This is a genomic window from Burkholderia sp. BCC1985, from assembly GCF_905339915.1.
Taxonomy (GTDB): Bacteria; Pseudomonadota; Gammaproteobacteria; order Burkholderiales; family Burkholderiaceae; genus Burkholderia.
Map to the genome: position 1 here is coordinate 22,588 of NZ_CAJPGY010000027.1, position 13,640 is coordinate 36,227.

Sequence of the window (13,640 nt, forward strand, 5' to 3'; positions counted from 1 at the left end):
GCAGTGCGTTTTTAGGTGAGATTAGGTGGAAAACGTTACCCTAAAGAGTCAAATCGAATCAGGCCGGGTATCGGCTCGTCGATCCCGCCTGGCGGCCGTCCCGCGCCGTGCTAAAGCTGCGCTTCGATCGCGGCCTTGTCGATCACCGACCACACCTGCCGGATCCTTCCGTCGTGAAATTCGTAGAACACGTTCTCGGCGAACGTGACGCGCGTGCCGTCGACGGCGAGCCCCATGAAGGTCCCTTTCGGCGCACAGGCGAAGCGCAGCCGGCATGCGATGCGCGGCGGTTCGCACACGAGCAGCCGGACCTCGAAATGGAGATCCGGAATGTCGCGGAAATCCTGCTCCAGCATCGCGCGATAGCCGGCCAGGCCGAGCGGCCGGTCGTTGTGGATCACGTTGTCGGCGACGTACCGGGCGAGCGCCGGCCAGTCCTGCCGGTTCAGGCAGTCGATGTAGGCGCGATAGTGCATCGCGAGTTCGGGTCCGGTCATGGCTGCGATGTCTCCTCGGGTATCGCCACGCTGCTGCGGCGCGCGCGACGTTCAGCGTGGCGGCATGTCGCCCGACAGATACGACACGAACGCCTGCGTGTATTTCGGCAGCGCATCGAACGAGCGCGCGCAGAGCGTCAGCTTGCGGTGGCTCCACGCATCGGACAGCTCGACGAGCCGCACGTCCATCGTCTGCATCGCGCGTTCGGCCGCATGGCGCGACACGATGCCGATCCCCACGCCGCTTGCGATCACGCGGCAGATCGCATCGAAACTCTTCAGCTGCACACGGTAGCGGATCCGCTTGCCGAGCGCACGCGCCTGGTCCGCCAGATGGACCTGCAGCGCGCTGCCGTCGGTCAACCCGATGAAGTCCGCGTCGGCGATCTCGTCGAACGCGACCTTGTCGCGCGCGGCGAGCGGATGACCGGCCGGCACGACCGCGATCAGCCAGTCCTCTCTGAACGGCTTCTGTTCGAGCCCGCCGAGCCCGACCGAATCGGCGACGATGCCGACCTCGGCCGTCCTGTTGCGGATCGCATGCACGATGTCCTGGCTCGAGCGCTCCTCGACGCTGATCGACAGTTTCGGGTGAAGCGGCAGATACGCGGCGAGCGCGTCGGGCAGGTATTCGCTCAGCGACGCCGTGTTGCACAGCAGCCGGATATGCCCGCGCAGCCCCTGGCCGTATTGCTGCAGCTCGCCGCGCATGTGGTCGATCTGCTGCAGCACCGTGCGCGCGTGGTGCTCGAGCGCGCGGCCGGCGTCGGTTATCTGCGCGCCCGACTTGGTCCGGTGCAGCAGCGGCACGCCGAGCTCGTCCTCCATCCCGCGGATGCGCTCGCTGGCGGCCTGCAGCGTGATGTGGGTGCGCTCGGCGCCGCCCGTGATCGTGCCGGCCTCGCAGATGTTCAGGAAGAGCCGCAGGTCGGTCAGGTCGAAGCGCATGATCGTTGGGGGCGCGTAAGGATGGGTATGGCCGATAAGTTAGCAGGAACCGCCGCACCGGTCTCAGGCTGGGCCTGAGGCCCGGTTCGCCGGTTCCTCATTTTCGGGGCGGGATCGATGCCGGATCATGGCCGTATATCAACCGGGGGAGACTGTCATGCGGGTCGATTCGTCGTGGGGCGTGTCGTTCAAGATCGCGCTGCACCTGCTGTTCCTGTGCATCGGCATCGCGTGGGCCTGCGCGGAGCTGGTCGACTGGCTGCGTTGAGCGGGCGGGCGGTGCGGGCCGCATTGGCTCGCCGGCGCGCTCACGCGCGCAATGAAAGCTTTTCGAAATAATCGGTGCATCGCGAAATTTCTTCCGAATCGCCCGTCCAATACCGTCAAGTTTTTCCGAATCCGACCGTATTCCCGGTAACAAGTGTTTGCCGGCACACGGTTCGTGATCGTTTGTCATCATTGTTTGCATCCGGTTACACGTCGGCCGTTCCGTTTTTGAGATGCTTGAAAGATTGTCAAACCGGAGTCGATCGTCCATGAAACAGCGCGAGATTTGCCGCAAGTCGGCGTGGCTGTCCGGCCTGGCCGCGGTGCTCGTCATGGCCGGTTGCGCCAGTACGCCGTCCGTCCCGCCGAGCGATACGCTGGCGGGCTCGACGTCGGGCCAGCCCGCCGCCGCGCCGGCGGCGCCGCCGGCGCCCATTCTCGTCGCGCAGAAGTACGTGGTGAAACGCGGCGACACGCTGTCGGGCATCGCGTCCGCCAACGACTGCAGCGTCGCCGACCTGCGGACCTGGAACAAGCTCGACGGGCGTGGCAGGCTGCGCATGGGGCAGGTGCTGCGCATCGTCCGGCAGCAGCCGCTGCAGGCGCCGGGCGCGGCGGCCAGCGCGCAGTCGCCCGCACCGGCCGCACCGGCCGCCGCGAGCAATGCGGCAGGCGCCGCGCAGGCGAGCGCATCGACGGCGAGCGACCGGCAGGTCGTGAAGGAGACCCGGCGCCATGCGGGCGCGGTGGCGCTCAAATGGCCCGCGCAGGGCAAGATCGTCGATGCATTCAAGCCGGGGCAGAACCGCGGCATCCAGATCGCCGGCCGGCCGGGCGACCCGGTTCGCGCGGCCGCCGACGGCCGCGTGATGTACGCGGGCACCGGCCTGAACGATTACGGCACCTTGATCATCGTCCAGCACAACGCCGATTTCCTCACGGCCTATGCGCACAACCGCAAGCTGCTCGTGAAGACCGGCGACATCGTGCGCCAGGGCGACGAGATCGCCGAGATGGGCGACCTCGACAACGCGCGTGTCGCGCTGCTGTTCGAGGTGCGGCGTGACGGCAAGCCCGTCAATCCGATGCCGTACCTGCCTTCGTCGCAAGGCTGACGCGAGCGGCGCGCGCTGCTACGCTAGGGTCTGTTCATGTGAGTCCCGCCGCATGCGGGGCCGACGGACGTCTTGGGGGATGCGCGGCGAATGCCGTCGCGAGCCGTCCGTCGGCGTGAACACGCGCGCACCGCCGATGCGCGCGTGCGTTGCTCCGTGCCACCGTTTCCGACCGAACAGCCTTCATCCATGGAACACTCTCCGACACGCCGCTCGCTGTTGCTCGCCGCCGTCGCCGCGCCGTTCGTCGCCGCCTGCTCGTCGGCACCCGTCGCCGACCAGGGGCGCGCCCACGTCGCCCAGGCCGAACTCGCCGCGCTCGAAAAAGCGTCGAACGGCCGGCTCGGCGTTGCCGCACTCGATACGTCGAACGGCACGCGCATCGCGCATCACGCGCGCGAGCGCTTCCCGCTGTGCGGCACCTATGCGGTCGCCGCCGCCGCCGCGATACTCGCGCGCGGTTCGCTCGACGCATCGCTGCTGCCGCGCCGCATCCTGTACCGCCGCTACGAGGTCGTGGCCGGGTCGCCGGTGACGGAAAGCCATGTGGATACGGGGATGACGATCGCGCAGCTCTGCACCGCGCTGCTGCAGTCGGGCGACAAGGGTGCGGGGAACCTGTTGATGGGCGTGCTCGGCGGCCCGCAGGCCGTCACGTCGTTCGCGCATGAAAGCGGCGACACCGCGTTCCGGCTCGACCGCTGGGAACCCGAACTGAACCAGGCCGCGCCCGGCGATGAGCGCGATACGTCGACGCCGGTCGCGATGGTCGACATGCTGCAGCGGCTGCTGCTCGGCGACACGCTGCGCGAGCCGCAGCGTGCGCAGCTCACCGAATGGATGACCGGCGGCGCGACCGGAATCGCGGCCGGCGTGCCGCCCGGCTGGCGCAGTGCCGGCAAAACCGGCACCGGCGGCTACGGCACGACGACCGACGTCGCGGTGCTGTGGCCGCCGTCGCGCGCGCCGATCGTGCTGGCCGTGTCGTTCACGCAGCCGCGTGCCGACGCGGCGGCACGCGCGGACGTCGTCGCGTCGGCGGCGCGTATCGCGGCGGGTGCGCTCGTTCCCACCGCCTGAGCGCGGCGGCACGCGCGGACGTCGTCGCGTCGGCGGCGCGCATCGCGACGGGTGCGCTCGTTCCCACCGCCTGAGCGCGGCGGCACGCGCGGACGTTGTCGCGTCGGCGGCGCGCATCGCAGCGGGTGCGCTCGTTCCCACCGTCTGAGCGCGGCGGCACGAGCGGACGTCGTCGCGTCGGCGTCACGCATCGCGGCGGGCGCGCTAGTTCCTACGACCTGAGCGCCCGGCGCACCTCGCGTAAAGCCCGCGTTTGGCTTATCGTGTCGATCAGCGCGCGCCGATGTCGACGCGCGGTCCTGCCGCGCCGTCGTTCGGCGCGGTCGATCCGCGATCCGCGGTCCGTTTACCCGCCTTACCCGCTTCGTCATGCGCCGACTTCCGCCCCTGCACGCGCTGCAGATATTTTCGACCGTGGCTCGCCACCGCAGCTTCACGCGCGCGGCCGAGCAGCTGTGCCTCACGCAGGGCGCGGTGAGCCGGCAGATCCTGACACTCGAGGCGCACTACGGCTTTCCGTTGTTCAAGCGGCACGCGAAGGGCCTCACGCTGACGGCGGAGGGCGAGCAATTGCTGCCGGTCGTCAACGAGAGCTTCGCGCGAATCGAGGACATCTCGATGAAGCTCACGCGGCAGCGCACCGATCTCGCGCTGAAGGTGCCGACCTGCGTGATGCGCTGGATGCTGCCGCGCATCATGCGCTTCCAGGGCGAGCATCCCGATCTCCACGTGCAGATCACGACCGCGTGGCAGCACGTCGTCGATTTTTCGGCCGAGCCGTTCGATGCGGCGGTCGTTTATGGCACGTCGCCGGGCGCGGGCGTGTTCGCGCTGCCGCTGTTCGACGAGCGGCTGACGCCGGTGTGCGCACCCGAGCTGCGGCACGCGACGCCGCTCGATGCGGTCGGCGATCTCGCGCGCCATACGCTGCTGCATCCGACGCGCGACCATCGCGACTGGCGCGCGTGGCTCGATTACGCAGGCGAGCGTGCCGTCGACGCGGAGCGCGGGCCGACCTTCGACACGCTCGATCTCGCCACGAACGCGGCGATGCAGGGCTTCGGCGTCGCGATCGGCGACGTGACGCTCGTCGACGACGACGTCAGCGCGCGCCGGCTCGAACGGCCGTTCGACATCGTGCTCGAGACCGGCGCCCGCTATTTCTTCGTCTATCCCGAGAGCATCGGCAGCCAGCAGAAGATTCGCGCGTTCAGCGACTGGATCGCCAGCCATCGCGACTGACGCGCGACGCGACGCCGGCGGCGCATGTTGCTTACTGATAGGTGACGACGGCGATCATCGGCGCATGCGCGTTGCCCGGACGGTCCGGTAAAACGATTGCGCGCGACGCCTGCGTAAAGGTCGTGGTCTTGATCGTGCGCAGGCTGGCCGCGTCGACGAACGCGACCTGTCCGGTCGCCGGACGCGGGCAGTCGGCGCGCACGTGCGCATGCGCAGTGTCGGCGGTGTCGAGCGCGAACGAGCACGGCGGCTCGACGATCATGCCGGTGAAGTGGATGATGCCGGACGTGCCGGCGGCAAATGACGAGGACGAGGCCAGAAGCGCGGCAGCCAGGGCAAACGAGGCGGCAAACAGGCGATGCTTCATGACAGGCTCCAGAGAGGAAGCGCGTCGCAGCGGGGCCGCTCGAATGGCAGTCCGTCAACGCTGCGGTGCTGTATGCGTAAACGGCAAATCCATCGGACCTCTTGAATGAAAAGACGGAAATAACGGCAATAAGCAAATGACGCCGTATTCCTTCAATCAATTTATCTCAAATTTGTGCGGCCGCAAGTCAGGGTATTGCCGGTGGCGTACGCTTGCGGAAGGGGCGTCAATGGATGCGGCGTTTGCCGGTAAATCGTTGAGGATTCAACGATTCACGGGTGGCGCGAATCGAGGTATGCAAAAAGAAAACGGCCGCTCGTGCGAACGAGCGGCCGTTGTGCATCGATGCGGCGGTCAGCCCGCGCGCTTGCGCACCGCGCCGACGATCACGAGCAGCACGATCGCGCCGATGATCGACGCGATCCAGCCGGCGCCCTGGCCCGGCGCATACCAGCCGGCAGCGCGGCCGACGTAGCCCGCGACGAGCGAGCCGACGATGCCGAGCACGATGGTCATCAGGATACCCATCTTGTCGTCGCCGGGCTTGAGCGCACGGGCGAGGAGGCCGACGATGAGCCCGACCACCAGGGTTTCGATGAATTGCAGCATGAACGCCTCCCTATAGCTGTTGAGCTGTTGACGAAAGGACATGGACCCGCGCGGCGCGCGTGGGTTCCATTCGGCGGCGCGTCAGCGCACTGGCGCACCGACGCACGGGGTGCCGAGTATCGCACGCCCGCGCGTCGCGCACATGTCAGGCGACCGGATCGAGCCGGCGATACCCTTCGGTCGCGCGCAGCAGCGTGCGCGTGTAGTCGCGTGCCACCTGCCCGGCGCGCACGTCCTCGATCCGCAGCTGTTCGACGATCTCGCCATGCTGCATCACCGCGACGCGCTGGCACAGGAAGCCGATCACCGCGAGGTTGTGGCTGACGAGGATCATCGTCAGGTTGCGTTCGCGATGCAGGCGGCGCAGCAGGTTCAGGATCTCTGCCTGCACCGACACGTCGAGCGCGGAGGTCGGCTCGTCGAGGAGCAGCACGCGCGGCTCGACGATCAGCGCACGCGCGATCGCGACACGCTGGCGCTGGCCGCCCGACAGCTGGTGCGGATAGCGGAAGCGGAACGCCGGGCCGAGCCCGACTTCGGACAGCGCGCGGGCGATGCGCGCGTCGGCGTCGTCGATCCCGTGGATCGACAGCGGCTCGCGCAGCGTCTGGTCGACCGTGAAGCGCGGATGCAGCGACGCGTACGGATCCTGGAACACCATCTGCACGTGGCGGCGGAATGCGCGGTCGGGCGTGCCGCCGACGGGCCGGCCGTCGATCGACAGGCTGCCGCCCGCGAGCGGCACGAGGCCGGTCAGCGCACGCAGCAGCGTCGACTTGCCGGAGCCCGATTCGCCGACGAGGCCGAACACTTCGCCGTCGCGCACCGCGAAGCTCGCATCGCGCACGGCGTCGACATGGCCCGTGCGGGTCGGAAAACGGATCGAGGCGTGATCGACGTCGATCATGATGCGGACTCCTGTTGTGCCGTCGCGGCGCCGGCAGGCGAAACGGTATCGAGCCATGCCGGATCGCGCCGCAGCACCGGCAGTTCGTCGGGCGGGTTCGCGAGCGGCGGGTTCGCCGCGAGCAGCCCGCGTGTGTAGGGATGCGTGGCGTTGCGCAGGTCGCGCGCGGCGCAGGTTTCGACGACCCGGCCCGCATACATCACCGCGACGCGATCGCAGAACGACATCACGAGCGGCAGGTCGTGGCTGATGAACATCAGCCCCGTGCCGTGCCGCGCGATCATCGCGTCGAGCACCGCGAGCACCTGCATCGATACCGCGACGTCGAGCGCGGAGGTCGGTTCGTCGGCGATCAACAGACGCGGGCCGGTCGACACCATCATCGCGATCATCACGCGCTGGCCCATGCCGCCCGACAGCTCGTGCGGATACGCATCGGCGACGCGCGCCGGATCGCGGATCTGCACGGCCGCGAGCGCATCGACGATCCGTTCGCGCAGCGCGCGGCCGCGCAGCCCCGGCTCATGCAGCCGGAATGCTTCGCCCATCTGCTTCGCGACGGTCATCACCGGGTTCAGCGAATACTTCGGATCCTGCAGGATCATCCCCATCTGGCTGCCGCACAGGCGCCGGCGTTCGCTCGCCGACATCGCGAGCAGATCGTGGCCCGCGAAGCGCATCGTGCGGGCCGACCAGCGCGCGGCTTCAGGCAGAAGGCCGAGCAGCGCGCGGCCCGTCAGCGATTTGCCGGAGCCCGATTCGCCGACGATGCCGAGCCGTTCGCCGGGCGCGAGCGTCAGCGACAGGTCGCGCACCGCGTCGGACACGACGCCGTCGTGTCCGCGAAACCCGATCTTCAGGCCGTCGATCTCGCAGAGCGGCGCGGCGGCGTTGGCGGAATTCAGTGACATGTCACGCTCCATGACGCGGATCGAAGACGTCGCGCAGCCCGTCGCCGAGCAGGTTGAACGCGAGGCTGACGAGCAGGATCGCCGCGCCGGGCAGCGTCGCGACCCACCACGCGTCGAGCAGCACGTTGCGGCCGGACGCGACCATGAAGCCCCATTCGGGGCTCGGCGGCTGCGCGCCGAGGCCGAGGAAGCCGAGGCCCGCGACGGTCAGGATGATGCCGGCCATGTCGAGCGTCGCGCGCACGATCACCGACGACATGCACAGCGGCACGATGTAGCGCAGCAGGATCCGCGGGCCCGATGCGCCTTGCAGGCGCGCCGCATGGATGTAGTCGGCCTGCGCGATGCGGATCGTCTCCGCGCGCGCGAGCCGCGCATAGGCGGGCCACGCGGTGATCGAGATCGCGACGACCGCGTTGATCACGCCGGGCCCGAGCGCGGCCGCGAACGCGAGCGCGAGCACGATCTTCGGGAACGCGAGCGCGATGTCGGTGACGCGCATCAGCACGCTGTCGACGAAGCCGCCGCAATAGCCGGCCGTCGTGCCGATCGCGAGGCCGATCGGCACGACGATCACGACCACGAGCAGCGCGATGCCGAGCGTGAGGCGCGAGCCGTCGATCAGCCGCGAGAGGATGTCGCGGCCGAGCTGGTCGGTGCCGAGCCAGTGCGACGGCGAGCCGGGCGGCAGCAGGCGGTCGGGCAGCACCTGGCGCAGCGGATCGTGCGGCATGATCAGCGGGCCGACGATCGCGACGACGATCAGCGCGACCAGGATTGCGAGCCCGAACAGGTTGAGCGGATTGGCGGCGAAGCGGCGCCAGCGGCGATACGCAAGGCCGAACGCGGCCTGCGCGCGCGACGCGGGCGCATCGGAAAGCAGCCACGCGCGCAGCGTGAGACGCTCGGCATTCATGATCGGGGCACCTTCGGCATGGACGGGAAAGGAAGCAGCGTGAAAGCAGTCATGTCGCGGCAGCCCTCAGCGCGCACGCGGATCGAACACGCGGTACAGCGCGTCGGTCAGCAGGTTGACGGTGATGAACATCGCGCCGATCACGAGCGTCGCGCCGAGCACCGCGTTCATGTCGGCGTTCAGCAGCGCGCCCGTCAGGTACGAGCCGAGCCCGGGCCACGCGAACACGATCTCCGTCAGCACCGAGCCTTCGAGCAGGTTGCTGTACGTGAGCGCGATCACGGTCAGGAGCGGCACCGCGATGTTCCCGAACGCGTGCCGCCAGATCACGCGGCGCTCGGACAAGCCTTTCGCGCGCGCGGTGACGATGTATTCCTGGCTCAGCTGGTCGAGCATGAACGAGCGCGTCATCCGGCTCAGGTACGCGACCGAGTAGTAGCCGAGGATCGCGGCCGGCAGCGCGATGTGCGATACCGCGTTGCGGAACACGTCCCACTCGCCCGCGAGCGCCGCGTCGATCAGCAGGCTGCCCGTGCGCGGGTCGACCATCCCGTCGTACACCGGGTCGAGCCGGCCGGGGCCGCCGACCCAGTGCAGCCGCGCATAGAACAGCAGCAGTCCCATCAGCCCGAGCCAGAACACCGGCACCGAATTGCCGATCAGGCCGACGAAGCGCGCGACGTGGTCGATCGGCCGGTTGTGCTTCACCGCGGCCGCGACGCCGAGCGGCACGCCGATCGCGATGCCGATCAGCGTCGCGATCGTCGCGAGTTCGAGCGTGGCGGGGAACACGCGCCGGATGTCGTCGAGCACCGGGTTCGACGTCAGCAGCGACATGCCGAGATCGCCGTGCAGCACGTCGCGCGCGTAGATCAGGAACTGCGTGACGAGCGGCTTGTCGAGGCCCAGCGCGATGCGTTCGGCCGCGTACGCCTCGGCCGACGCGCGATCGCCGAGGATCGCGAGCACGGGATCGATCGGCACCTTGCGGCCGATCACGAACGTCAGCGCGAGCAGACCCGCGAACGTGACGGCGAGCGTGAGCGCCCAGCGCAGCACGCGCAGCGCCCAGCGTACGGCCGGGCGGCGCGCGGGCAGCGTGCGCAGTGCTTCGAGGGAGGAGACGGGAGTCGACATGCGGCGAATCTTATTGCTTCTTCAGGTTACGGTACGACACGAGATCGTTGATCGGTCCGACTTCGAGCCCGCTCACGCCGGGCCGCGTCGCGACCTGGGCGACCTTCTCGAACATGATCACGAACGGCGAGCGCGCGAGCAGGTCCTTCTGCATCGCCTGATACCGTTGCGCACGTTGCGCGGCGGTCGGCTCGGCGAGCGCGGCGTCGGTCTCCTTCGTCAGTTGCGGAATGTCCCAGCTGTTGCGCCAGGCCAGCATTTTATAGCTCGACTTGTCGGAGTTGTCGGGGTTCCATGCGAAACCCTGCGCGTTGCTGTGCGGGTCGATGTAGTCGGCCGACCATTCGCCGATATAGATGTCGTGCTGGCGCGCACGGTATTTCGCGAGCGTCTGCTTGTTGTCGCCGGGAATCAGCTGCACCTTGACGCCCGCCTGCGCGAAGTTCGCCTGCACGGCCTGCGCGATCTCCGTATACGGATAGTCGTTGCGCACGTCCATCGTCACCGAGAAGCCGTTCGGTACGCCGGCCTTCGCAAGCAGCGCCTTCGCCTTCGCGACGTCGAGCTTGTACGGGTTCGCCTTCAGCGTGCCGAGGAAGCCTTCGGGCAGGAAGGTCTGGTGTACCTTGTAAGTGGTCTTCACGACGTTGGTCTGGATGCCGGAATAATCGACCAGCCACTTCAGCGCTTCCTGCACGTCGGGCTTCGCGAGCGTCGGGTTCTTCGTGTTCAGGCCGAGATAGAGCAGCGTCGCCTGCGGCGAGGCCATGACCTTCGCCTTGCCGGATTTCACGACCGACGCGAGATCGTCGGGGCTCAGGTCGCGCGCCGCGTCGACGTCGCCGTTTTCCAGCAGCAGGCGCTGGCTCGCCGCTTCGGGCACGTGGCGCAGCACGATGCGCTTCATCGCGAGCGGCAGCCGGTAGCCGTCGAAGCGCTGCAGCACGATGCTGTCGCCGGCCGCCCACTTGACCAGCTTGTACGCGCCGGAGCCGGCCTCGTTGGTCTTCAGCCATGCGTTGCCGAAGTCGTCGCCCTGCTGGTGCGACAGCAGCAGCTTCCTGTCGAGCACCGACGCGGGCCACGCGCCGAGCACGTTCAGCACGAAGGTCGGCGCGTATTTGTGGTCGGTCGTGATCGACACCGTCTGGTCGTCGAGTTTCTTCACGTTCGCGACGACGTTCGCCTTCGTGAGGCCGATGCCGGTCAGCACGGCGGCCGGCCCCTTGTCGAGCAGCACCGCGCGCTGGATCGACCAGGCGACGTCGTCGGCCGTCAGCGGGTTGCCCGAGTGGAACTTGAGGCCCGGGCGCAGCTTGAACGTATAGGTCAGCCCGTCGGGGCTCACCGTCCACGACTGCGCGACGTCGCCGTTGAATTTCGACGGATCGCGCAGGTCGACGCGCACGAGCCGGTCGTACGTGTTCGCGACGTATTCCTCCGGCACCAGCTCGTAGATCTCGCCGGGATCGAGCGTCGTGAATTCGTCGAGCAGCGTGGCCATCACGAACATGTCCTTCGGTGTTTCCGCGCGTGCGGCGGCAAGCGGAACGGCGGCGAGCACGGACGCGGCGGCCAGCGCCGCGACGAGCCGGGAGGTCAGGGGCTTCATGTGCGTTTCTCCATGTGTCGTTGAAGTCGTTGAACGTGAACGGTGAAGGGAGCGTGCAGCGTCGTTACATCAGGCGCCACGGGCCGCTCGCGTCGTTGTCGATCTGCGGCAACGCATGCGAACCGGGCAGCTCGTAGTGCCACCACTCGCTGTCGATATGCGCGAAGCCGGCCGCGTGCATCACGCCGAGCAGCAGCAGCCGGTTGCGTTGCACGGCTTCGGGCAGCCCCGCGTGGAAGTGGCCCGACGCGGCCACCATCTCGTCGAAGCCGGTGCCCATGTCGAGCACCTCGCCGTTCGCGTCGACGAGTGTCAGGTCGAGCGCGGTGCCGCGGCTGTGGTTCGAGCCGCGGCCGAGATCGGCGACGAAGTTCGGGTCGGGCAGGAAATCCCACAGCACCTGCTGCGCCTGCGGCGGCCGGTACGCATCGTAGACGCGCAGCGTGAAGCCGGCCTGCGCGGCGACGTCGACCGCGCGGCGCAGCGCGGCTTCGGCGGGCTCGAGCAGCAGGCAGTGCGCGCGGTGGTAGATTGCCTTGCCGGTCAGGTTGCGCTCGGTCGCGTAGACGAGATCGATCTCGACGCGATGCGTGGCGGGTGTGATTTCGACGAGGCGGGGAGGGTTCATCGGCGGTCGGGGCGCTCAGGATTCGAATTGGTCGAACGTGCGCTGCAGTTCGCGGTTGCGCGCGACGCGCCGGTCGATCGCGGGGCCGAGGCGGTCGACCACGGCGGTGATCAGCAGGTTGAACAGGCAGGTGAGCGGCGCGAGCGAATCCCAGAACTGGCCGACGTCGGTCTTCACCTGCAGCAGGTCGGCCGGCCATTCACGTGCCCACGGGCAATAGAGATCGGTGACCAGCGCGAACGGCTGGCCGCGCTCGGCGGCCGCCTGGCAATAGCGGCGCGCGCTGCGCGAATAGGCACGCGTATCGGTGACGATGCAGTACGGCCGCTCGAATTCGGAGTTCAGCGAATCGACGTACGAGCCCGACTGGCCGTCGGAATAGAACACGCGAGGGCGCAGGTATTCGAGATAGCTGCTGAACGCATTGCTGATGCCGCGGGTCGACTGGATGCCGAGGATGAACACGGCGTCGGCATGCGCGATCCGGTCCGCGACCTGCGCGAACACGGGTTCTTCCGCGAGCCGGTAGACGTGGCGGATCGCGTCGAGTTCGCGATCGAGCGACGATGCCAGCGTGCCGTCGCTGCGGGTGCCGTCGCCGTCGCTCACGTGTGTGCCGGCGGCGCGACGATATTCGTCGAGGCGATCGGTGATCATCCACGGGCGATCGCTGCCGCCGCGCAGTTCGCGTTTCAGATCGTCGAGGTTCCGGTAGCCGATGCTGCGCAGGAAGCGCCCGACCGAGATGCCGCTGGTGCCGGCCTGCTGCGCGATCTGGTCGGCCGTTTCGAGTCCGAGACGGTCGAGGTTCGCGAGCATGTAGCTCGCGATGCGCTTCGCGGTCGGCGTCAGCTCGGCAAAGCGGGATTCGACGGTATGGGCGAACGCGCAGGTCATCGGACTGTTAGATGTTTGTCATCGGATGATTCAGTGTCATCCATCTAACAAAGCCAAAATCATTCGCGCCAGCGGATAAAAACTATGGTTTAGCGGAGGGTGATAGGGTCGGGTACGCGTCCCCGACGGCAATGTCGCGATGCGTAACCACGCAGATTATTTCTGACAGAGATATTTTACGCTTATGTCTGTCAGCAATAATTTGCGTTTATGTCTGTCAGAGATATACTGCATTTATTGCCTACTGGACCCGAGCCGTGGATTTCATCGTCAATACGCCCGCGCAACTGGGCGAAATCCTGTCGTCCGCGCGTCAGGCCAAGGGGCTGACGCAAGCCGAGGCGGCGGCGCGCATCGGCGTCGGCCAGTCTCGCCTGTCATCGCTCGAGACCACGCGCACCGCCAGCCTGTCGCTCAGCCAATTGCTCGAACTGACCGCGCTGTACGGTCTCGAGCTCAGCGTCCGCACAAAGGACGGGCGCGACGCTGCCGACATCGACTGGTAAG

At 67.9% G+C, this 13,640-nt stretch carries 15 protein-coding genes; 4 read left to right on the forward strand and 11 right to left on the reverse strand.

The window, feature by feature from the left end:
* Window positions 1-110: 110 nt before the first annotated feature.
* Together U4Z31_RS24965 and U4Z31_RS24970 are read right to left on the reverse strand one after the other, a co-directional pair.
* Window positions 111-497: an ester cyclase gene (locus tag U4Z31_RS24965; protein ID WP_321811651.1), complete on the reverse strand. Its 387-nt coding sequence runs from the start codon at window positions 495-497 to the stop codon at window positions 111-113.
* A 51-nt stretch (window positions 498-548) separates the two neighbouring features.
* A complete protein-coding gene (locus U4Z31_RS24970; RefSeq protein ID WP_321811652.1) occupies window positions 549-1,445 on the reverse strand; it encodes a LysR substrate-binding domain-containing protein in 897 nt (298 codons plus the stop codon).
* 536 nt (window positions 1,446-1,981) lie between these two features.
* Here U4Z31_RS24970 and U4Z31_RS24975 point away from each other — a divergent pair.
* The 3 genes from U4Z31_RS24975 to U4Z31_RS24985 all read left to right on the forward strand — a co-directional run bounded on the left by U4Z31_RS24975 (window position 1,982) and on the right by U4Z31_RS24985 (window position 5,149).
* Entirely contained in the window at window positions 1,982-2,827 is an 846-nt protein-coding gene (locus U4Z31_RS24975) for a peptidoglycan DD-metalloendopeptidase family protein (protein WP_321811653.1), read from the forward strand.
* Between the two features lie 189 nt (window positions 2,828-3,016).
* Window positions 3,017-3,907 (forward strand): class A beta-lactamase, encoded by an 891-nt coding sequence (gene bla / locus U4Z31_RS24980; protein WP_321811654.1) that lies wholly within the window; start codon window positions 3,017-3,019, stop codon window positions 3,905-3,907.
* Between the two features lie 369 nt (window positions 3,908-4,276).
* Window positions 4,277-5,149: a LysR substrate-binding domain-containing protein gene (locus U4Z31_RS24985; RefSeq protein WP_044843239.1), complete on the forward strand. Its 873-nt coding sequence runs from the start codon at window positions 4,277-4,279 to the stop codon at window positions 5,147-5,149.
* Between the two features lie 31 nt (window positions 5,150-5,180).
* Here U4Z31_RS24985 and U4Z31_RS24990 read toward each other — a convergent pair whose 3' ends face one another.
* The 9 genes from U4Z31_RS24990 to sapR form a co-directional block, all read right to left on the reverse strand.
* Window positions 5,181-5,516 (reverse strand): type 1 fimbrial protein, encoded by a 336-nt coding sequence (locus U4Z31_RS24990; protein ID WP_321811655.1) that lies wholly within the window; start codon window positions 5,514-5,516, stop codon window positions 5,181-5,183.
* A gap of 354 nt (window positions 5,517-5,870) precedes the next feature.
* The gene (locus tag U4Z31_RS24995) at window positions 5,871-6,125 is read right to left on the reverse strand and encodes a GlsB/YeaQ/YmgE family stress response membrane protein (protein ID WP_044843241.1); all 255 of its coding nucleotides are present in this window, start codon (window positions 6,123-6,125) and stop codon (window positions 5,871-5,873) included.
* A gap of 145 nt (window positions 6,126-6,270) precedes the next feature.
* Window positions 6,271-7,032 (reverse strand): ABC transporter ATP-binding protein, encoded by a 762-nt coding sequence (locus U4Z31_RS25000; RefSeq protein WP_124520696.1) that lies wholly within the window; start codon window positions 7,030-7,032, stop codon window positions 6,271-6,273.
* Complete coding sequence (locus U4Z31_RS25005) at window positions 7,029-7,943, reverse strand: ABC transporter ATP-binding protein (RefSeq protein ID WP_321811656.1); 915 nt, start codon at window positions 7,941-7,943, stop codon at window positions 7,029-7,031. The genes U4Z31_RS25000 and U4Z31_RS25005 overlap by 4 nt, the downstream gene beginning before the upstream one ends.
* A gap of 1 nt (window position 7,944) precedes the next feature.
* Window positions 7,945-8,859, reverse strand: a complete 915-nt coding sequence (nikC, locus tag U4Z31_RS25010; RefSeq protein WP_321811657.1) for a nickel transporter permease — start codon at window positions 8,857-8,859, stop codon at window positions 7,945-7,947.
* A gap of 66 nt (window positions 8,860-8,925) precedes the next feature.
* A complete protein-coding gene (locus tag U4Z31_RS25015) occupies window positions 8,926-9,996 on the reverse strand; it encodes an ABC transporter permease (protein ID WP_321800459.1) in 1,071 nt (356 codons plus the stop codon).
* A gap of 10 nt (window positions 9,997-10,006) precedes the next feature.
* Window positions 10,007-11,608: an ABC transporter substrate-binding protein gene (locus tag U4Z31_RS25020; RefSeq protein ID WP_321811658.1), complete on the reverse strand. Its 1,602-nt coding sequence runs from the start codon at window positions 11,606-11,608 to the stop codon at window positions 10,007-10,009.
* A gap of 64 nt (window positions 11,609-11,672) precedes the next feature.
* A complete protein-coding gene (gene ddpX, locus U4Z31_RS25025) occupies window positions 11,673-12,236 on the reverse strand; it encodes a D-alanyl-D-alanine dipeptidase (RefSeq protein WP_321811659.1) in 564 nt (187 codons plus the stop codon).
* 15 nt (window positions 12,237-12,251) lie between these two features.
* Complete coding sequence (gene sapR / locus U4Z31_RS25030) at window positions 12,252-13,133, reverse strand: sap1 transcriptional regulator SapR (protein WP_044843248.1); 882 nt, start codon at window positions 13,131-13,133, stop codon at window positions 12,252-12,254.
* Window positions 13,134-13,390: 257 nt separating this feature from the next.
* Between sapR and U4Z31_RS25035 the strand changes: the two genes are divergently transcribed.
* Entirely contained in the window at window positions 13,391-13,639 is a 249-nt protein-coding gene (locus U4Z31_RS25035) for a helix-turn-helix domain-containing protein (RefSeq protein WP_044843249.1), read from the forward strand.
* Window position 13,640 lies beyond the last annotated feature (1 nt).